Raw genomic sequence first — 20,946 nt, 5'->3', positions numbered from 1 at the left:
AACCCCGAAGGAGACAAACAACATGGCCTATTTTGCAAAGAGCCTGCGCTGGGGCGCAGCCTGTCTCGCCGCCGTGATGACCACGGCGTGTGGTGGCTCTGGCGGTACGCCGCCCGAACTGCGCGAAACCCGCTACGGCATGGTGCGCGGTACGGACGACAGCGCCACCAGCGGCACCTATGCCTGGAAGGGCGTTCCCTACGCCCAACCCCCCGTGGGGCCCCTGCGCTGGCAGCCGCCTGCAGAGCCCGCCGCCTGGATGGGCGAGCGCAGCGCCACCCGATTTGGCAACGCCTGCCTGCAGATGGGCCGCATTTACGGACCAGGGGCCAACAACCGCTTTGACGACACGATTGGTCAGACGCTGAACACGCCGCTGGGCAGCGAAGATTGCCTGACCCTCAACATCTGGCGCCCGGCCACCGCGCAGGACAACCTGCCGGTGCTGGTCTTCATCCATGGCGGCAGTGCCATCTCGGGCTACACCGCTGACCCGGTGTACGACGGCGCGGCGCTGGCCAAGTCAGCCAATGCCATCGTGGTCACGGCCAACTACCGGCTTGATGTGCTGGGGTATCTGCAGTTGCCCGCGCTGCATGCGGGCAACAGTGGCAGTGGAGGCAACGCGGGCAGCAGCGGCTACACCGGCAACTATGCGTTGCTGGACGTAGTGCAGGCGCTGCGGTTCGTGCAGGGCAACATCGCCCGGTTTGGCGGCAATGCAGGCAATGTCACGTTGATGGGGCAGTCGGCGGGGGCCATCAATGCCCTGGCGCTGCTGACGGCGCCGCAGGCCAGCGGGCTGTTTCACAAACTGGTGCCGATCAGCGGGGGCATCTCCCTGGCGACCAACTTGCCCGCCGGGTCCATCCCCACACTCAACCCGCTCTCCCGCTACGCCACACAGGCCAGCCAGCTGCTCGCGCATCTGGCCGTGGCCGATGGCCTGGCGCCCGCATTGCCAGAAGCCCAGGCTTTGGTGGCAGGTTGGCCCCCCGCGCAGGTGGCCAGCTACCTGCGCGGCAAGGATGCGCGGGTCATCTTGCAGACGGTGCTGGCGAAGGGGCTGACAGGCTCCGGTCCCATCCCGGACGGTGTGGTGGTGCCGGCCGATCCGATTGCCGAGATCGGTGCGGGGCGGTATCAGAAGGTGCCCGTGCTGTCCGGCTACACGGCCGAGGAGGGCAAGCTGTTTGCCCCCTTCCTGGTGCTGTTGGGCGGCAAGCCCGGCATGAAGATCAGCGATGCCGACCGCTTCGCGATGATGCAGCGCTTTGACCCCGATGCGCCCACGACCCTGACTGCGGCGGACATTCTGGATGCGTCCTACCTGCCGGTGACGGCCCCAGGCACGGGCTACAACGCACGCACCCAGCTGCTGGGCAATGTGTTCATTGGCGCCAGCCGCGACAACCTGCTGAACGCCCTGCGCAGCCAGCAGAGCAACGTGTGGAACTACCAGTTCAACTGGGCCCAGCAGCCCGCACCGTGGAACGATGTTTACGGCGCGGCCCATGCGTTCGACCTGCCGTTTGTATTTGGCAACTTCGGTCCCTCGGTGTTTGCGAAGGCGACCAACAGCACCGCCAACCAGCCGGGGCGCCTGGCCTTGTCGCGAGCCATGATGGACAGCTTGCGGGCGTTTGTGCACACCGGTGATCCCAACAACGCCACGCTGGGCCAGACCTGGCAGCCCTGGCCCCGCAAGTTCATCTTTGATGCGGACCAGAAGGCGGTGCGCCTGAGCGTTCAATGACCCTCGCGCTGCAGATGCTGAACAGCTCTTGGCCGAATGCGGCTGGTCAGTGTGCGGCCGTGGCGGCGAGGTATGCGTTCAGCGCCTCGTCGTCCACGATGGCCACACGCCCGAAGTCCAGCGACACGATGCCCATGCCCTCCAGCGAGCGCAGCACCTTGTTCACGGTCTGCCGCGACAGGCCCACCAGTTGCCCCAGCTCCTCCTGCGTGAGGTTGAGCCGCCGGGTGCTGCGCCAGAACAGGCGGCTGAGGTACAGCGCCACGCGGTGCTCGGTGGACTGGGTGCGCCCGGCTTCGATGATGGTCATGGCCTGGCCCAGCCGCATGTTCAGATGCAGCACCAGGAACTGGTTGAACGCCAGGCTGGTCTCGCGCAGCGTTGCAAACAGCGGCAGGGGCAGGCACAGCAGGGTGGTGGGGCGCAGTGCCACCACGTGGTACCGGCGGGGCTCGGGCTTCATGGCCGAGCCCTCGCCAAACCATTCACCGTCAGGCACGCCGATGAAGGCGGACGACCGGCCCTTGCTGGTGGGGCTCTGCAGCATCACCAGACCCGACAGCACGGCATGCCAGCCCCGCACGGCGCTGCCGGCGGGCATCATCACCGCGCCCTTGTCGGCCTGCTCGGCAAACACCTCTTTGCGCAGCCGCTCCTGCATGGCGGCAGGCAGGCCCGCGAACCAGGGCTGGGCGGCGATGAAGCGTTGGGCAGAGGGGGCAGCGCAGAGCATGGGCCTGATTGTCGCTGCAGCGGTGCCTGCGGTTCAGGGTATTCCCTTGCCCTTTGTCAGTGGGACGACAAGTGTTGGCAGACATGCCTGTAGGGCGCACACTCCGCAGCGGTTCACGGGGTTCGGCGACGGTGCAGCCGTGCCGCCGCCGATGGCACGCCAGCGCGGTGGTGCGGCGTGCGTGGGTTCATCCCAGTGGCGTGCGGGGGCACGACGCGGGCGACACCCGGACGCCGGTACGCGCGCTACGATGACCGTTCCATTCACTACAACATCCAAGGAGTATTCATGCTGGGCTTGATGCAGAGTCAACCGTTGCTGATTTCGTCGCTGATCGAATTCGCAGAGCGCCACCACGGCGACGCCGAAATCGTGTCCCGACGGGTGGAGGGGGACATCCATCGCTACACGTACCGCGACCTCGCCGCACGTGCCCGCCGCCTGGCCAACGCGCTGGATGACCTGAAGCTCCAGTTCAGTGACCGGGTGGCCACGCTGGCCTGGAACGGCTATCGCCACATGGAGATGTATTTCGGTGTGAGCGGATCGGGCCGCGTGCTGCACACCGTCAATCCACGCCTGCACCCCGACCAGATCGCCTGGATCATCAACCACGCAGAAGACCAGGTGATGTGCTTTGACACCACCTTCCTGCCCCTGGTGCAGGCGGTGCACGTCAAATGTCCCACCGTCAAGAAATGGGTCGCCCTGTGCGATGCCGACAAGCTGCCGGCCGACACCGGCATCCCCGGCCTGACCAGCTACGAAGCCTGGATCGGCGCGCACTCTTCCGACTACGCCTGGCCCGAGTTTGACGAGAACTCCGCATCCAGCATGTGCTACACCAGCGGCACCACGGGTAACCCCAAGGCCGCGCTGTACAGCCACCGTTCCACCACGCTACATGCCTACGCTGCGGCGCTGCCCGATGTCATGTGCCTCTCGGCCCGCGACTCGGTGCTCCCGGTGGTGCCCATGTTCCACGTCAATGCCTGGGGCATTCCGTACTCGGCCGCGCTCACGGGCTGCAAGCTGGTGTTCCCCGGCCCGGCGATGGACGGCAAGTCCATCTACGAACTCATCGAAGCGGAGAAGGTGAGCTATGCCGCAGGCGTGCCCACCGTGTGGCAGATGATGCTGGGCCACATGAAGCCTGCGGGCCTCAAGTTCTCCACACTGCGCCGCACGGTGATCGGCGGATCGGCCTGCCCGCCCGCCATGATCCACGCCTTCAAGGAAGACTACGGTGTGGAGGTGCTGCACGCCTGGGGCATGACCGAGATGAGCCCGCTGGGCACGCTGTGCACGCTCAAGAACAAGCACCTCGTCATGTCCAAGGACGAGCAGATGAAGATCCTGCAAAAGCAGGGCCGTGCGATCTATGGTGTGGACATGAAGATCGTGGGTGGCGACGGCAACGAGCTGCCCTGGGACGGCAAGACCTATGGCGACCTGCTGGTCAAGGGCCCCTGGATCGTGGGCAGCTACTTCAAGGGCGAGGGCGGTGACCCGCTGGTGCGCGACGCGCAGGGCAGGGGCTGGTTCCCCACGGGTGACGTGGCCACCATCGACGCCGACGGCTTCATGCAGATCACCGACCGCAGCAAGGACGTGATCAAGTCGGGTGGCGAGTGGATCAGCTCCATTGACATCGAGAACATTGCGATGGCGCACCCCGCGATTGCCATGGCAGCGTGTGTGGGTATGCCGCACCCCAAGTGGGACGAACGCCCCATCGTGGCCGTGGTCAAGCGCCCCGGTGCGGAGGTCACGCGCGAAGAACTGCTGGCCTTCTACGAAGGCAAGACGGCCAAGTGGCAGATCCCCGATGACGTGGTGTTTGTCAATGCCATTCCGCTGGGTGCCACCGGCAAGATGCTCAAGACCAAACTGCGTGAGCAGCTCAAGGATTACAAGCTTCCCGGCCTGTGATCAGGGTGGGGCAATGCATGTGTGCGCATCGTTTGCGAACGCCATTTTTTGCACTGCCCCAGGCTGGTGCGCGCTCGGGGGAGCGCAGCGCCAGTCACGTGTGCGACGCTGGTAGGGGCAATCCCTGAGCATCGCTTTGTTGCAACGCGGTACGCTGCGTTGTGTCGATTTACAAGGAGACAAAAGCATGAAGTTCGCTATTAAGGCTGTAGCAGCCTCGGTAATCTTGGCAAGCGCTGGCGGGGCCTTCGCTCAAAAGGGCGAGACGGTCAAAATCGCCTGGCTCGACCCCCTGTCTGGCCTGATGGCAGCCGTGGGAACGAACCAGCTCAAGAGCTTCCAGTTCATCGCTGAAGAGTTCAACAAGAAGAACCCTGCCGGCGTCAAATTTGAAATCATCGGCATCGACAACAAGCTCAGCCCGCAGGAAACCACCAGCGCCCTGCGCTCGGCCATGGACCAGGGCGCGCGCTACGTGGTGCAGGGCAATGGCTCTGGCCCGGCCCTCGCCATCATGGACGCGCTGGAAAAGCACAACGCGCGCAATCCCGGCAAGGAAGTTCTCTTCCTGAACTACGCCGCTGTGGACCCAGACCTCACCAACAGCAAGTGCAGCTACTGGCACTTCCGTCTGGACGCAGACACCTCCATGAAGATGGAAGCGCTCACGACCTACATGAAGGACCTGCCAGAGGTCAAGAAGGTCTACCTGATCAACCAGAACTACTCGCACGGCCACCAGGTCTCCAAGTTCGCCAAGGAGATGATGCAGCGCAAGCGCCCCGACGTGCAGTTCGTGGGTGACGACCTGCACCCTCTGGCCCAGGTGCGTGACTTCTCGCCCTACATCGCCAAAATCAAGGCATCGGGCGCTGACAGCGTGATTACCGGCAACTGGGGCTCTGACCTGGCGCTGCTGATCAAGGCCGCGAACGACGCGGGCCTGAACAACGTCAACTTCTACACCTACTACGGCTCCGTCACTGGCAGCCCCACCGCCATGGGCGCTGCTGCCGCAGGCCGCGTGTACATGGTGGCTTACGCCCACATGAACCTGCCTGGCCCGCTGAACCAGATCGTGGTGGACTATAAGAAGAAGTTCAACGACGACATGTACACCGGTGCCGTGTACCACGCCTTCACCATGCTGTCCGAAGGCTTCGTGAAGGCCAAGTCCACCGACCCCGTCAAGGTGGCTGCAGCGTTTGAAGGCATGAAGTTCAAGAGCTTCAACGGTGAAGTCGAGATGCGCAAGACCGACCACCAGCTGCAACAGGGCCTGTTCATTTCCAAGTGGGAAAAAGCCGGCGGCAAGTACCCCATCGACTCGGAAAACACCGGCTACACCTTCGTGCCACTGAAGTACTACGAACCCTACGTGGCCAGCACGCCCACGTCGTGCCAGATGAAGCGCCCCTGATGTGGCGCTGGCGCTGGGACCCTGTTCCCAGCCGTCAGAACTTCGAGGCCCGACGTACTCGGGCCTTTTTTTTCCCTCCGTGATGAAAAATTCCAATGAATCCTGAGTTTTTCGTGATCTCTTTGCTGAACGGCGTGAGCTACGGGCTCCTGCTTTTCATGCTGAGTTCCGGCCTCACGCTGATCTTCAGCATGATGGGCGTGCTCAACTTCGCACACACCAGCTTCTACATGCTGGGTGCCTATTTCGCGTTCACCATCTCCGGGGTGGTGGGCTTCTGGCCAGCGCTGGTGCTGGCTCCGCTCGTGGTGTTTGTGCTGGGCGCTGCATTTGAGCGCTATGCCTTGCGCCGGGTGCACAAGTTTGGCCATGTGCCCGAGCTGCTGGTCACGTTCGGCCTGTCGTACCTGATCCTGGAAGTCGTGCAGCTGGTCTGGGGCCGCTCCACGGTGCCCTATGGCCTGCCCGAGCAACTGCAGGGGCCGCTGTTCTCGCTGTACGGCACGCAGTTTCCCAAGTCGCGTTCGTTTGTGATGCTGGTTGCGCTGTTGATGCTGCTGTCGGTATGGCTGCTGCTCACGCGCACCCGTATCGGGCTGGTGATCCAGGCGGCCCTCAAGTACCCCGAGATGGTGGAGGCGCTGGGCCACAACGTGCCGCGCGTGTTCATGCTGGTGTTTGGCGGCGGTGCCGCGCTGGCGGGCCTGGCAGGCGTGATCGGTGGCAACACCTATGTCACCGAGCCGGCGATGGCTGCATCCGTGGGCTCCATCATCTTCGTGGTGGTGGTGGTCGGCGGCATGGGGTCGCTGGCCGGGGCCTTCATTGCCTCGCTGCTGATCGGTGTGGTGCAGACCTTTGCCGTGGCGCTGGACTACTCGCTGATCCACGTCTTCAAGGCAGTGGGTGTGGCCGTGACCGACCAGACCTTTGGCTACCCCTTGCTCAAGCTCACGATTTCCCAGGTGGCGCCCATCCTGCCGTACCTGTTCCTCGTGCTGATCCTGATCTTCCGCCCCAAGGGCCTGTTGGGCACGCGGGAGGACTGAAGCCATGAATTCAACCACTCATCCTGTTTCTGGTGCCACGTCGCACTACCGGTTCAAGCCCTGGAACGTGGGGCGCTTTGTGATCTGGACGCTGTTTGCTGTCGCACTGATCGTCGCGCCCATGCTGTTTCGCAGCAGCCTGGCGCTGACCATGCTCTCGCAGATCGGCTACCTCATCATCATCTGCCTGTCGTACAACATGTTGCTGGGGCAGGGCGGCATGCTGAGCTTCGGCCACGCGGTGTACACCGGGCTGGGCTCGTTCATTGCCATCCATGCGATGAACATGGCGGGCAAGGGCAGCTTCAGCATTCCCCTCGTGCTCATCCCCATCGTGGGCGGACTGGCGGGGGCGTTCTTTGCGATCTTGCTCGGTTTTGTCACGACCAAGAAGTCGGGCACCACGTTTGCCATGATCACGCTGGGCATTGGCGAGCTGGTGGCCTCGATGGCGCTGATGTTCCCCGAGTTCTTCGGGGGCGAAGGCGGCATCACCACCGACCGCGTGTACGGCCAGTCGTTCTTCGGCATCACCTTCGGCCCTGCGATCCAGGTGTACTACCTGATTGCCGTGTACTGCTTCATTTGCACGGCGGCGATGTTTGCTTTCACCGGCACGCCGCTGGGCCGCATCCTGAATGCCGTGCGCGACAACCCGGAGCGTGTGGAGTTCATTGGCTACAACACGCAGCGGGTGCGCTACTTCGCGTTCATCATCGCGGGCTTCTTTGCCGGCATTGGTGGTGGCCTGGCCACGATCAACTTCGAGATCGTGACTGGTGCCGACAGCCTGAACGTGGTGCGCTCGGGTGGCTACCTGCTGTTCACCTTCCTGGGTGGGGCCACGTTCTTCTTCGGTCCCATCATTGGTGCGGTGTTGCTCGTGCTCGCGTCGGTGCTGCTGTCCGAGCTGTCCAAGGCCTGGCTGCTGTATCTGGGCCTGGTGTTCCTGTTCATGGTGATGTACGCACCCGGCGGCGTGGCCAGCCTGATCATGATGAACCTGCGCCTGGCCAAGTTTGGCAAGCTGCGCCAGCTGTGGACCTCGTACCTGGCCCTGGGCGGTACCGCCCTGGTGGGTGTGATGGGCGCGGCCTGCATGATCGAGATGACCTACCACCTGCAGCTCAATGCAGCGCTGGGGCCAGAGCTGACCTTCCTCGGCGCCACGCTCAACGCCAAGGGCTTCACCAGCTGGTTTGGCGCGGTGTTTGTGATGGTGACGGGCTTTGCCCTGTTTGAACTCTGCCGCCGCCAGTTTGTGCGCCAGTGGAGCCGGATCCAGGAAGAAATAGAACATGAAATCAAGCGTGGGGAGGCTTTGTAACCATGGCGGCTGACAACGCAACCTATGCGCTCGAACTGCGCGACCTGCGCAAGAGCTTTGGCAAGACCGAGATCATCCGCGGCGCCAACCTGGCCGTTGCGCCCGGTGAGCGCGTGGCCATCATCGGCCCCAACGGTGCCGGCAAGTCCACGCTGTTCAATCTGATCAGCGGGCGCTTCGCGCCCACCAGCGGCGACGTGATCCTGAACGGCCAGCGCATCAATGGCATGGCGCCGTACGAGATCAACCGGCGCGGGCTTTCGCGCAGCTTCCAGATCACCAACATCTTTCCCAAGCTGTCGGTGTTCGAGAACCTGCGCTGCGGCGTGCTGTGGAGCATGGGCTACAAGTACACGTTCCTGCGCTTCCTGTCGAACCTGCACGATGCCAATGAGCGCGCCAAGCAGCTCATGGAGATGATCAAGCTTGACAAGAAGCGCGACACGCTGGCCATGAACCTCACCTACGCCGAGCAACGCGCGCTGGAGATCGGCATCACCATCGCGGGTGGTGCCAACGTGATCCTGCTAGACGAGCCTACGGCCGGCATGAGCAAGACCGAAACCTCGCGCTTCATCCACCTCATCAAGGAAGTGACCGAAGGCCGCACGCTGCTCACGGTGGAGCACGACATGGGCGTGGTGTTTGGTCTGGCCGACAAGATCGCCGTGGTCGTGTACGGCGAGGTGATTGCCTTTGACACGCCCGACAAGGTGCGCGCCAACCAGCGCGTGCAAGAGGCCTACCTGGGATCGGTCATCGCGGAAGAGCAGGGGGCGGGACACTGACATGCTGAAAATCGAAAATCTCCACGCCTACTACGGCAAAAGCCATGTGCTGCATGGCGTGACCTTTGACGTGCAGCCGGGTGAAATCGTGGCCCTGCTGGGGCGCAATGGCTCGGGCCGCTCCACCACCGCCAAGGCCATCATGGGCCTGGTGGACTGGGAAGGCACCCTCAACTGGAAGGGGCAGGACCTCAACGGCAAAAAGGCCTACGAGATTGCGCACCTGGGGGTGGGCTACGTGCCGGAAAGCCGCGACGTGTTCCCCAACCTCACCGTGCACCAGAACCTGATGCTCGGCCAGAAGGGCAGTGGCAAGAACAGCCGCTGGTCGTTCGACGACATGTACGAGATGTTCCCCCGCCTCAAGGAGCGCCAGCACACCGAGGCGGGCGTGATGTCCGGCGGTGAGCAGCAGATGCTGACCCTGTGCCGGACGCTCATGGGCGACCCCGACCTGATCATCATCGACGAGCCCACCGAAGGCCTTGCGCCCAAGATCGTCGAGCTGGTGGGGCAGTACCTGCAGACCATCAAATCGCGCGGTATCTCGGTGCTGCTGATCGAGCAGAAGCTGACCATTGCGATGAAGATTTCTGACCGCGCACTGGTAATGGGGCACGGCTCCATCGTGTTCCAGGGCACACCGGACAGCCTGCGGGCCGACAGCTACATCCGCAAAGAGTGGCTTGAAGTTTAGCGGGGCGATCCCCCTGAGGTGCTGCGCGCCTTCCCCCCTTCTCTCGAATCGCTGCGCGATTCGGGAAGGGGGACGCAGCCCTCGCTGCGGGGCGGCCCTTGCTCGGCTGCCCTGGTCTCGGGGCGCGCCAGTTTCTAAGGTCCGGGGCAGGGCGGACGCACTGGAAGGCGCTCCGCCAACTGTGATCTATAGAGGTGCCCGGTCTTCGGTGGCGCCTTTTTTTTGCCTGCCGGAATCTGCTCTTCTGGGGATGTCTGATACCCACTTGTCCCGCCCGGGACAAATTGACACGCCAAATGGTTTTGAAGTCTCTACAATAAAAACGCACGATCGTTCTTTTTCACTTTCCAAGGAACAACAGCACCATGACCGCTGAATACAAAGTCCACGGCTCCGTTGCCGTGATCACCATGACCAACCCTCCCGTCAACGGACTCGGTCTGGCGACCCGCCAGGGCATCGTGGACGGCCTTGGCCGTGCCAATGCCGATGCAGCGGTCACCTCCATCGTGATCACCGGCGCCGGTGGTGCGTTCTCTGGCGGCGCCGACATCAAGGAGTTCGGCACCGACAAGTCGCTGCAAGAACCCAACCTGCTGTCGGTGATTGCCGCCATCGAAAACTCGGCCAAGCCCGTCGTGGCCGCCATGCACAGCGTCGCCATGGGCGGCGGGCTGGAGCTGGCCCTGGGCTGCCACTACCGCATTGCAGCGCCTGGCTGCTCGATCGCACTGCCCGAAGTCAAGCTGGGCCTGATCCCCGGCGCAGGTGGCACGCAGCGCCTGCCCCGCGTGATTGGTGTCGAAGCCGCGCTCAACCTCATCGTGAGCGGCGAGCCCGTCAAGAGCGAAATGATCGGCGCCGTGCCCGGCCAGAAGCTGTTTGACAAGATGGCCGCGTCGGCCGAATCGCTGGCCGCAGAAGCCCTGGCGTTTGCCCAGAGCGTGGCCGATGCCCGTCCTCTGCCCCTGGTGCGCAACCTGCCTTGCAAGCACCCCGAAGGCGATGCGTACTTCCAGTTCGCGCGCAACATGGTCAAGGGCATGGCCAAGAACTTCCCCGCGCCCGCCAAGTGTGTGGACGCTGTTGAAGCTGCCACCAAGAAGAAGTTTGCCGAAGGCATGCTGGTCGAGCGCGAAATCTTCATCAACCTGATGTGGACGCCTGAGTCGCGCGCACTGCGCCACTTGTTCATGGCAGAGCGTGCGGCGAGCAAGATCCCTGACGTCGCATCCGACACCCCCAAGCGCGATATCAAGCTGGTGGGCGTGATTGGCGCCGGCACCATGGGCGGCGGCATTTCCATGAACTTCCTGAACGCGGGCATCCCCGTCAAGATTCTGGAAATGAAGCAGGAAGCCCTGGACCGTGGCGTGGCCACGATCAAGAAGAACTACGAAGCCCAGGTCAAGAAGGGCAAGCTGAAGCAAGACAAGTACGAGCAGCGCATGGCCCTGCTGAGCACCACGCTGAGCTACGACGACCTCAAGGACTGCGACCTGATCATCGAGGCCGTGTTCGAAGAGATGGGCGTGAAGGAAGCGGTGTTCAAGCAGCTCGACGCTGTGGCCAAGCCTGGCGCCATCCTGGCCTCCAACACTTCCACACTCGACGTGGACAAGATCGCCGCCTTCACCAAGCGTCCGCAGGACGTGGTGGGCATGCACTTCTTCAGCCCCGCCAACGTGATGAAGTTGCTGGAAGTGGTGCGTGGCAAGGAGACCGCCAAGGACGTGCTGGCCACCGTGATGGCCATCGGCAAGAAGATCAAGAAGACCTCGGTGGTCTCGGGCGTGTGCGATGGCTTCATCGGCAACCGCATGATCGAGCAGTACAGCCGCCAGGCCGGCTTCCTGCTGGACGAAGGCTGCACGCCGCAGCAGGTGGACAAGGCCATCGAGAAGTTCGGCTTTGCCATGGGCCCGTTCCGCATGGGCGACCTGGCCGGCAACGACATCGGCTGGGCCATCCGCAAGCGCCGCGCCGTCGAGCGCGCCGACATGAAGTACAGCCGCACCGCCGACAAGCTGTGTGAGCTGGGCCGCTTTGGCCAGAAGACCGGCGCAGGCTGGTACGACTACCAGGCCGGCAAGCGCGATGCGATCCCGAGCGACCTGGTCAACAAGATGATCGAAGACCACCGCAAGGAACTCGGCATCACGCCGCGCAAAATTTCGGACGAAGAAATCGTGCAGCGCCTGGTGTTCGCTCTGGTCAACGAAGGTGCGCACATCCTGGAAGACGGCATTGCCAGCAAGTCCGGCGACATCGACATGGTGTACCTGACCGGCTACGGCTTCCCCATCCACCGTGGCGGCCCCATGCACTACGCCAGCGAAGTGGGTCTGTTCAACGTGGTGCAGGCCATGGACCGTTTTGCCAAGAACCCGCTGGACGACGCAGCGTTCTGGAAGCCCGCTCCGCTGCTGGCCAAGCTGGCCGCCGAAGGCAAGGCCTTCCAGTAAGCCGCCCGCGTGCACCCATCTACAGAATCAAAGGAATTCACATGACCTCCGCAGTGATTGTTTCCACCGCCCGCACGCCACTCGCCAAGAGCTGGAAGGGTTCGTTCAACATGACGCACGGCGCCACTCTGGGCGGCCATGCCGTGCAGCACGCCGTGTTGCGCGCCGGCATCGACGGTGCTGACGTGGACGACGTCATCATGGGTTGCGCCACGCCCGAAGGCGCCACGGGCAGCAACATCGCGCGCCAGATCGCGCTGAAGGCCGGCCTGCCCATCACGGCATCGGGCGTGACCGTCAACCGTTTCTGCTCGTCCGGCCTGCAGACCATTGCCATGGCTGCCCAGCGCATCATCGCGGGCGAGGCCGATGTGTTTGTGGCCGGGGGCGTCGAAAGCATCTCCTGCGTGCAGCAAGAGATGAACCTGCACATGATTCAGGACCTGGCCCTGGCCAAGCAAAAGCCTGAGATCTACTGGAGCATGCTGCAGACCGCCGAGCAAGTGGCCAAGCGCTACAACATCGGCCGCGAAGCCATGGACGAATACGGAGCTGCCAGCCAGCAAAAGGCCTGCGCAGCCCAGGCCGCTGGCCTGTTCGACGCCGAAATCGCCCCCATCACCGTGACCGCCGGTGTGGCCGACAAGACCCTGGGCCTGATCACCAAGCAAGTGACGGTGAGCAAGGACGAAGGCACGCGCGAAGGCACGACGGTAGAAGCCATCAGCGGCCTGCGCTCGGCGCTGCCCGGTGGTCTGATCTCGGCCGGCAATGCCAGCCAGTTCTCTGACGGTGCTGGTGCCTGCGTAGTCACCAGCGAAGAGTACGCCAGCAAGAAGGGCCTCAAGCCCCTGGGCCGTTTCCTCGGCTTTGCGGTGGCCGGTTGCGAGCCTGACGAAATGGGCATCGGCCCCGTGTTTGCCGTGCCCAAGGTGCTCAAGAAGCTGGGCCTTACGGTGCAGGACATCGACCTGTGGGAGCTGAACGAAGCCTTTGCTGTGCAGGTGCTGTACTGCCGCGACAAGCTGGGCATTCCGGCCGACCGCCTGAACGTGAACGGCGGCGCCATCGCCCTGGGCCACCCCTATGGTGTGTCGGGCCAGCGCCTCACGGGCCACGCGCTCATTGAGGGCAAGCGCCGTGGCGCCAAGCGCGTGTGCGTGACGATGTGCATTGGCGGCGGCATGGGTGCCGCCGGCATTTTCGAGGTGCTGTAAGCCATGTCCGGGCAGGCCTCGTCGCCACCGCGCACCGACATCCCCGATGTCGTGGTGTCGCCCGAGGTCTTCCTGGCCATGGGGCGTGAGGTACTGGCATCGCAGCCGTTCAGCATCCTGGTGGGGGCGCGGCTGCATGCCTTGTCGCCCGGGCAGTGCGAGCTGCACCTGCCCGTCACGCCCCAGCTGCTGCAACAACATGGTTTTGTGCACGGGGGCGTGCTGAGCTATGTGGCCGACAACGCCCTCACGTACGCCGGGGGCACCGCCATGCGGGTGCCCGTGGTGACGTCCGAGTTCAAGATCAACTACCTGCGGCCCGCGGTAGGCGAACTGCTTATCGCCCGCGCGCAAGCGGTGCACCATGGCCGCGCGCAGGCCGTGTGCCGCTGTGATGTGTTTGTGGTGCAGGCGGGCACCGAAAAGTTGTGCGCCGTGGCGCAAGGCACCATTGCCGCACTGCCACCGCGCGATGGCGCAGCGCCGGCCCCTGCGGGCGCCTGATGGTGGCAAGGGATGGGAGCATGTTTCCCCTCACTCCTGCGCCGTTTACTCCTTATTTGATAGCTGCTGGCGCATGATTTATCTGCGCCTGCGGCCGTTTTAACCCTGAAATGCCATGAGCCTACGTCCCACCGTCGATTTCCTGCTCTACCAGTGGCTGGACGCCGAGAAGCTGCAAGCCCGCGAGCGCTTTGCGGACCACTCCCGCGAAACCTTCGATGCCGTGCTCGACACCTCCGAGCGCATCGCGCGCGAGAAGTACGCGCCCTTCAACCGCGTGGTGGACACCGAAGAACCCCGCACCGAGACCGAGCCCGACGGCACGCTGCGCGTGGTGCTGCCGCAGGCCACCTACGAGGCACGGCGCGCCTATGCAGAATCGGGCCTGCTGAGCGCCGCACAGGACTACGACATTGGCGGCATGCAACTGCCCTACACGGTGGAGGCGGCGGCCAACAGCTTTTTTGCAGCCGCTTCGATCAGCATTGGCTCCAACCTGCTGACCTCGGGCAACGCCAACCTGCTCATGGTGCATGGCACCGACCTGCAAAAGCAGGTGTTTGCGCTCAATGAATTCAACGGCCGCTGGTCGGGCACCATGTGCCTGTCGGAGCCGCAGGCGGGCTCGTCGCTGTCGGATGTCGCCACGCGCGCCGTGCCCGATGGCGAGGGGTTTGAGAGCGACCCCCTCGGGCCGCGCTACCGCCTCAAGGGCAACAAGATGTGGATCAGCTCGGGCGACCATGAGCTGACCGAAAACATCGTGCACCTGGTGCTGGCCAAGATACCGGGGCCAGACGGCAAGCTGGTGCCCGGCACCAAGGGCATCTCCCTCTTCATCGTGCCCAAGAGGCTCGTGGATACCAACGGCCAGTTGACTGGCGTGCGCAACGACGTGGCGCTGGCGGGCCTGAACCACAAGCTGGGCTGGCGCGGCACCACCAACACGCTGCTGAATTTTGGCGAGGGCAAGTACCCCGTGGACGGCCAGGCAGGCGCGGTGGGCTACCTGGTCGGCCAGCCCGGCAAGGGCCTGCACTGCATGTTCCACATGATGAACGAGGCGCGCATCGGCATCGGCATGGCCGCCACCATGCTGGGCCTGGCGGGCTATTACGCCAGCCTGGACTACGCCAAGAACCGCCCCCAGGGCCGCCCCGTGCAGGGCCCCAAGGACGGCGCGGCGGCCGTGGTGAAAGACGCCGCCCAGCCCCAGGTGCGCATCGTGGAGCACGCAGACGTCAAGCGCATGCTGCTGGCGCAAAAGTCGTATGGCGAGGGCGCGCTCGCGCTCAACCTGTTCTGCGCGCGGCTGGTGGACGAGCAACACACGGGCGATGCCGCTGCGGCCGACGAAGCCCGCCTGCTGCTGGAGGTGCTGACCCCCATCGCCAAGAGCTGGCCCAGCGAATGGTGCCTGGAGGCCAACAGCCTGGCCATCCAGATCCATGGCGGTTACGGCTACACGCGCGACTTCCCGGTGGAGCAGTACTGGCGCGACAACCGCCTGAACATGATCCACGAAGGCACCCACGGCATCCAGGCCATGGACCTGCTGGGCCGCAAGGTGCTGATGGAAGGGGGGCGCGGCCTGCAACTGCTGGCCGGGCGCATCAACGCCACCATCGAGCGCGCCATCCAGGTGCCCGCACTCGCTGCCCACGCCAACGCGCTGGGCAAGGCGCTGCAGGACGTGGGCGCCGCCACCAAGGCCGCCTGGGCCACAGGGCAACCGGCCGATGCGCTGGCCAACGCCGTGCCCTACATGCAGGCCTTTGGCCACACGGTGCTGGCCTGGGTGTGGCTGGACGTGGCGCTGGCCACGCTGGCGGCCGATGCCGCGCTGGCGCAGCCCGCCAGCGTGGGCCGCATGGGTGCCATGCGCTTCTTCTTCCATTACGAACTACCCAAGATCGGCGCCTGGCTGCAAGTGGTCAGCACGCGCGACGCGACCTGCGCCAGCTTTCCGGAAGAGGCGTTCTGATGGCGGCTCCGAGCACGTTGCAGCGCTTGCAAAAGCTCATCTGGGTGCTGATCTACGGCGGCCTGCTCACGCTGGTGCTGGGCATTGCCACTGCGCGCACCGACGCATCCACCGGCTGGGTACTGATGGTGGGCGGGGGCGTGGTGGCGGCCGTGGGCGTGGTGCTGATCGCCGTGCGCGCGCGGCTCAAGGCCGACCCCCAGGGCTGACGCTGCGGCACCGCTGCAGCCGCCCGGCTGGCCCACTGCGGAGCGGACGCGGCGGCGACACAATGCAGCCTTCTGGCGCCGCACAATGGCTGCCTGTAATCCACCCCCTGGCTGGCGCATCCCAGCGCCGGGCTGTGGTCTGAGAACATCCATCGACTGGCAAAAATCCAAGGAGACATTTACATGACACGCACCATCCAACAACTGTTTGACCTGACGGGCAAGACCGCCTTGGTGACCGGCGGCTCGCGCGGCCTGGGCCTGCAACTGGCGCATGCGCTGGGCGAGGCGGGCGCCAAGATCGTGCTCAGCTCGCGCAAGGCCTCCGACCTGGAAGAAGCCGCTGCCGACCTGAAGGCCGCCGGCATCGAAGCCAGCTGGATCGCCGCCGACTGCGCCAAGGAAGAAGACATCCGCCGCCTGGCCGACGAGACCCTGCAGCGCCTGGGCCATGTGGACATCCTGGTCAACAACGCCGGTGCCGCCTGGGGCGCCCCGGCCGAAGACCACCCTGTGGAAGCGTGGGACAAGGTGATGAACCTCAACGTGCGCGGCTACTTCATCCTGAGCCAGCACATCGCCAAGCACAGCATGATCGGCCGCCGCAGCGGCAGCATCATCAATGTGGCGTCCATCGCCGGCCTGGGCGGCAACCCCAAGGGCATGAACACCATTGCTTACAACACCTCGAAGGGCGCGGTGATCAACTTCACGCGGGCGCTGGCCGCCGAATGGGGTGCGTACAACATCCGTGTCAACGCGATCTGCCCGGGCTTCTTCCCGAGCAAGATGACGGTGGGCACCCTCAAGGCCATGGGCGAAGAGGCGCTGGCCGCGCACGCCCCGCTGGGCCGCCTGGGCGATGATGAAGACCTGAAGGGCCTGTGCGCGCTGTATGCGTCGGATGCGGGCAAGCACATCACCGGCCAGTGGCTGGCGGTGGATGGCGGGGTGAGTATCGTTACTGGAGGGTGAGCATCCCCCTGAGCGGCTGCGCCGCTTCCCCCTTCTCTCGAATCGCTGTGCGATTCGGGAAGGGGGACGACGCAATCGCTGCGGGGCGGCCCTTGCTCTGCGTCCCTCGCCTGTGCCGCGCCAGTTTTCGAGTTCGTGTACTGAGGAAATCCCTTGAAAAGTTTCGGTGTCGAAATCCCCTTTGTCAGCCACCTCGGCTTCACGCTGCACCGCATGGAGGACGGCGAGTCCGAGCTGCGTTACGAAGCCAAGCCCGAGCACCTGAACTCGTTTGCCGTGACCCACGGTGGCGCGTCGATGACGCTGCTGGACGTGACCATGGCCACGGCCGCGCGCAGCGTGACGCCGGACATGGGTGTGGTCACCATCGAGATGAAGACCAGCTTCATGCAGCCCGCACGCGGGCCGCTGGTGGCCAAGGGGCGGCTGATTCACCGCACGGCCACCATGGCGTTCACTGAGGGCACGGTGTATGACGCCCAGGGCAAGGTGTGCTGCCATGCCACCGGCACGTTCAAGTACGTCAAGCGCCTGCCGGTGGACGGGCGCAATGTGAATGACCTCAAGGTCATCTCCACCGACTGAGTCGGTGGGCGAGGTCACCAGCAGGGTTTAGAGCTTTTTTGCCTGCAAGCGCAATGAATACATGCGCTGTCAGCTATCAAAAACATAGTATTGAATTTTCTGAAGGAGCTTTCCATGCCACGCAACCAACAAATCGTTCTCGACAACCGCCCCCAGGGCGAAGCGGTGGCCAGCAACTTCAAGCTGGTTGCCACCGACACGCCCCCGCTGCAAGACGGCCAGGTGCTGGTGCGCCACCACTACCTGAGCCTGGACCCCTACATGCGTGGCCGCATGAACGAGAGCAAGAGCTACGCGGCGTCGCAGCCGCTGGGCGAAGTCATGATCGGTGGCACCGTGGGTGAGGTGGCCGAGAGCAAGCACCCCAAGTACGCTGTGGGCGACAAGGTGGTGGGCATGGGCGGCTGGCAGGAATACAGCGTGGTCAATGCCGACCAGCCCGGCGCGCTGCGCAAGGTGGACACCACCCATGTGCCGCTGTCGCACTACCTGGGTGCCGTGGGTATGCCCGGCGTGACGGCCTGGTACGGCCTGGTCAAGATCATTGCGCCCAAGGAAGGCGACACCGTGGTGGTGAGCGCCGCCACCGGCGCCGTGGGCAGCGCTTTTGCAGCGCTCGCCAAGGCCCGTGGCTGCCGCGCGGTGGGCATTGCCGGCGGCGCGGACAAGTGCAAGTACGCAGTGGAAGAATTGGGCTTTGACGCCTGCATCGACTACAAGGAACACAGCGACGTGAAGGCGATGTCCAAGGCGCTGAAAGAAGCTTGCCCCAACGGTATCGACGGCTACTTCGAGAACGTGGGCGGCTGGATCATGGACGCGGTGATGCTGCGCATGAACGCCTTCAGCCGCATCGCCCTGTGCGGCATGATCGCTGGCTACGACGGCGCACCGCTGCCCATGGCCAACCCCGCACTCATGCTCATCAACCGCATGAAGGTCGAGGGCTTCATCGTGAGCGAACACATGGAAGTCTGGCCCGACGCGCTCAAGGAGCTGGGCACGCTGGTGGGCACCGGCAAACTGCGCCCGCGCGAAACCATTGCCCAAGGCATTGCGGCTGCACCAGCGGCCTTCCTCGGCCTGCTCAAGGGCAAGAACTTCGGCAAGCAACTGGTCAAGCTGATCTGATGATGCTGAAGTGGACCTGGGCCCGCTTTGATGACCTGGGCGTGCATGCGCTGCATGACGCCCTGGCCTTGCGCTGCAAGGTCTTCATCCTGGAGCAGGGCCCGTACCAGGACCCGGACGGTGCCGACAAGCAGTCCCACCACCTGCTGGGCTATGACGAGGCGGGTGCGCTGCAAGCCTGCCTGCGTGTGGTGGACCCGGGTGTGAACTACCCCGAGCCCTCCATCGGCCGCGTGGTCACCGCCAAGGAGGCTCGTGGCAACGGCACGGGCCGGGCGCTGATGCAGGAGGGCATTGCCCGCTGCAGCCAGGCCTGGCCGGGCCGGGACATCCGCATCAGCGCACAGGCGCACTTGCGGGGCTTTTACGGCAGCCTGGGCTTCGAGGCCGTGTCCGACGAATACCTGGAAGACGATATCCCGCACGTTGAAATGCTGAGAAAGGCGGGCTGACGCCGCCGCAGCCCCCTCGACCATTCACCCCGCCCACCCGTGAAGGAGCCGACATGACCGCACCCCCCGCCACACTGGCGCGTACCCATGAAGTCTTCAACCAGAGCACGCCATGGGCGGACGTGAACCTGTTCACCACCAACCAGCCGCTGCAGGACGCGCTGCGCCTGCATGCACCCGGCCTGGGTGTGGCGGGCCTCACCGCGCTCGGCGCCGAGATGGGCTCGGCCGAGATGCTGACCCACGCGCGTCTGGCCAACACCCACAAGCCCCAGCTGCGCACGCACGACCGCTTTGGCCACCGCACGGATGTGGTGGAGTTCCACCCTAGCTACCACGCGCTGATGGGCGCCGCCTTGCGCCACGGCCTGCACGCCACGCCCTGGTCGCGCCAGGACACAGGCCACGCGCATGTGGAGCGCGCGGCGGGCTTCATGCTGTTTACCGAGGCGGAGCCGTCCATCCTCTGCCCGGTGTCGATGAGCTACGCTGTCACGCCTGCCTTGCGGGGCAACGCCGCCGTGTGGGCCGACTGGAACAAAGGCTTGACCAGCACGCAGTACGACCCGCGCCTGGAGCTGTTCTCGCAGAAGTCCGCGCTCACCATGGGCATGGGCATGACCGAGAAGCAGGGCGGATCGGACGTGCGCGCCAACACGACCCAGGCCGTGCCCGATGGCGACGATGCCTGGGGCGCGCGCTACCGCATCACGGGGCACAAGTGGTTCTTTTCCGCGCCCATGTGCGATGCGTTCCTGATCCTGGCGCAGGCGCCAGGCGGACTCACCTGCTTCTTCCTGCCGCGTGTGCTGCCCGATGACACGGTCAATGCGATCCGCATCCAGCGCCTGAAAGACAAGCTGGGCAACCACGCCAACGCCAGCTCCGAGGTCGAGTTCATCGACGCGATGGCCTGGCGCGTGGGCGAGGAGGGCCGGGGTGTGGCGCAAATCCTGGAGATGGGCACCATGACGCGCCTGGACTGCGCCCTGGGCACCAGCGGCCTCATGCGGCAGGCGCTCAGCATTGCGCTGCACCACACGCGCCAGCGCTCGGCCTTTGGCAAGAAGCTCATCGAGCAGCCGCTGATGCGCAATGTGCTGGCCGATTTGGCGCTGGAGAGCGAAGCCGCCACCGCGCTGTCAATCCGCCTGGCGAGCGCCTTCGACAAGAAGGCCACTAGTGAGCATGAGGCGGTGATGGCCCGCCTGCTCACGCCCGTGGCCAAGTTCTGGGTGTGCAAACGTGGCAGCGTGTTTGCGCAAGAAGCCATGGAATGCCTGGGCGGCAATGGCTATGTCGAGGAGGGCGGCGAGGGCGTGATGGCCCGCATCTACCGCGAGATGCCGCTCAACTCCATCTGGGAAGGCGCGGGCAACATCATGGCGCTGGATCTGATGCGCGCTGTGCGCCGCGCCGATGCCGCCGCCGCGCTCGACGCCGAACTGGCCCCTGCACGCGGCGCCCACCCCGCGCTGGACCGTCTGGCAGGTGCCTTGCCCCTGCGCGTGGACGCCATGACCACCGAGGCCGAGGCCCGGCGCCTTGCGCAAGATGTGGCGCTGGCTGTGCAGGCGGCCCTGCTGCTGCGCAGTGCGCCCGGCGCCGTGTTCCGCGCGTTTTGCGACTCGCGCCTTTCCGGCGACTGGGGCTACAGCTTTGGCACGCTGGGCGCGGGTGTCAACCTTGACGCCATTCTGGCGCGCGCGCTGCCGGCCTGAG

The 20,946-nt window shown here is 64.6% G+C and carries 18 protein-coding genes; 17 read left to right on the top strand and 1 reads right to left on the bottom strand.

Annotation, left to right across the window (positions count from 1 at the left end; genetic code table 11):
• Positions 1-22: 22 nt before the first annotated feature.
• Positions 23-1,756, top strand: a complete 1,734-nt coding sequence (locus ACODSU_RS13695) for a carboxylesterase/lipase family protein (RefSeq protein ID WP_488842702.1) — start codon at positions 23-25, stop codon at positions 1,754-1,756.
• A gap of 46 nt (positions 1,757-1,802) precedes the next feature.
• Here the strand turns inward: ACODSU_RS13695 and ACODSU_RS13690 are convergent, their stop codons facing one another.
• Positions 1,803-2,489, bottom strand: coding sequence for a Crp/Fnr family transcriptional regulator (locus ACODSU_RS13690; protein ID WP_488842701.1), 687 nt, complete (start codon positions 2,487-2,489; stop codon positions 1,803-1,805).
• Between the two features lie 288 nt (positions 2,490-2,777).
• Between ACODSU_RS13690 and ACODSU_RS13685 the strand changes: the two genes are divergently transcribed.
• The 16 genes from ACODSU_RS13685 (at position 2,778) to ACODSU_RS13610 (ending at position 20,945) form a co-directional block, all read left to right on the top strand.
• Complete coding sequence (locus ACODSU_RS13685) at positions 2,778-4,421, top strand: 3-(methylthio)propionyl-CoA ligase (protein ID WP_488842700.1); 1,644 nt, start codon at positions 2,778-2,780, stop codon at positions 4,419-4,421.
• 187 nt (positions 4,422-4,608) lie between these two features.
• The gene (locus tag ACODSU_RS13680) at positions 4,609-5,841 is read left to right on the top strand and encodes a branched-chain amino acid ABC transporter substrate-binding protein (RefSeq protein ID WP_060987411.1); all 1,233 of its coding nucleotides are present in this window, start codon (positions 4,609-4,611) and stop codon (positions 5,839-5,841) included.
• Positions 5,842-5,936: 95 nt separating this feature from the next.
• Positions 5,937-6,890, top strand: a complete 954-nt coding sequence (locus tag ACODSU_RS13675) for a branched-chain amino acid ABC transporter permease (protein ID WP_056063520.1) — start codon at positions 5,937-5,939, stop codon at positions 6,888-6,890.
• Positions 6,891-6,894: 4 nt separating this feature from the next.
• Positions 6,895-8,217, top strand: coding sequence for a branched-chain amino acid ABC transporter permease (locus ACODSU_RS13670; protein ID WP_060987410.1), 1,323 nt, complete (start codon positions 6,895-6,897; stop codon positions 8,215-8,217).
• A 2-nt stretch (positions 8,218-8,219) separates the two neighbouring features.
• Complete coding sequence (locus tag ACODSU_RS13665) at positions 8,220-9,005, top strand: ABC transporter ATP-binding protein (RefSeq protein ID WP_056645290.1); 786 nt, start codon at positions 8,220-8,222, stop codon at positions 9,003-9,005.
• A gap of 1 nt (position 9,006) precedes the next feature.
• The gene (locus ACODSU_RS13660) at positions 9,007-9,702 is read left to right on the top strand and encodes an ABC transporter ATP-binding protein (RefSeq protein WP_060987409.1); all 696 of its coding nucleotides are present in this window, start codon (positions 9,007-9,009) and stop codon (positions 9,700-9,702) included.
• A gap of 365 nt (positions 9,703-10,067) precedes the next feature.
• Entirely contained in the window at positions 10,068-12,167 is a 2,100-nt protein-coding gene (locus ACODSU_RS13655) for a 3-hydroxyacyl-CoA dehydrogenase NAD-binding domain-containing protein (protein ID WP_488842699.1), read from the top strand.
• A gap of 41 nt (positions 12,168-12,208) precedes the next feature.
• Positions 12,209-13,384, top strand: a complete 1,176-nt coding sequence (locus ACODSU_RS13650; RefSeq protein WP_488842698.1) for an acetyl-CoA C-acyltransferase — start codon at positions 12,209-12,211, stop codon at positions 13,382-13,384.
• A 3-nt stretch (positions 13,385-13,387) separates the two neighbouring features.
• Positions 13,388-13,888, top strand: a complete 501-nt coding sequence (locus tag ACODSU_RS13645; RefSeq protein WP_238990648.1) for a PaaI family thioesterase — start codon at positions 13,388-13,390, stop codon at positions 13,886-13,888.
• A gap of 115 nt (positions 13,889-14,003) precedes the next feature.
• On the top strand, positions 14,004-15,872 hold the full coding sequence (locus tag ACODSU_RS13640; RefSeq protein ID WP_488842697.1) for an acyl-CoA dehydrogenase: 1,869 nt from the start codon (positions 14,004-14,006) through the stop codon (positions 15,870-15,872).
• Entirely contained in the window at positions 15,872-16,081 is a 210-nt protein-coding gene (locus ACODSU_RS13635; protein ID WP_291442647.1) for a hypothetical protein, read from the top strand. The genes ACODSU_RS13640 and ACODSU_RS13635 overlap by 1 nt, the downstream gene beginning before the upstream one ends.
• 183 nt (positions 16,082-16,264) lie before the next feature.
• Entirely contained in the window at positions 16,265-17,056 is a 792-nt protein-coding gene (locus ACODSU_RS13630) for an SDR family oxidoreductase (RefSeq protein WP_015014381.1), read from the top strand.
• Positions 17,057-17,209: 153 nt separating this feature from the next.
• Positions 17,210-17,641, top strand: a complete 432-nt coding sequence (locus ACODSU_RS13625; RefSeq protein WP_108625350.1) for a PaaI family thioesterase — start codon at positions 17,210-17,212, stop codon at positions 17,639-17,641.
• 114 nt (positions 17,642-17,755) lie between these two features.
• Complete coding sequence (locus ACODSU_RS13620) at positions 17,756-18,772, top strand: NADP-dependent oxidoreductase (protein ID WP_488842696.1); 1,017 nt, start codon at positions 17,756-17,758, stop codon at positions 18,770-18,772.
• The gene (locus ACODSU_RS13615) at positions 18,772-19,224 is read left to right on the top strand and encodes a GNAT family N-acetyltransferase (RefSeq protein ID WP_343734621.1); all 453 of its coding nucleotides are present in this window, start codon (positions 18,772-18,774) and stop codon (positions 19,222-19,224) included. Before ACODSU_RS13620 ends, ACODSU_RS13615 begins: the two co-directional genes overlap by 1 nt.
• 53 nt (positions 19,225-19,277) lie before the next feature.
• Positions 19,278-20,945, top strand: coding sequence for an isovaleryl-CoA dehydrogenase (locus ACODSU_RS13610; protein WP_488842695.1), 1,668 nt, complete (start codon positions 19,278-19,280; stop codon positions 20,943-20,945).
• The last annotated feature ends 1 nt before the right edge of the window (position 20,946 follow it).

The organism is Acidovorax sp. FG48 (assembly GCF_057809085.1).
The sequence above is the reverse complement of the archived record's forward strand: the minus strand, read 5'-3'. Positions and strand labels throughout refer to the sequence as shown.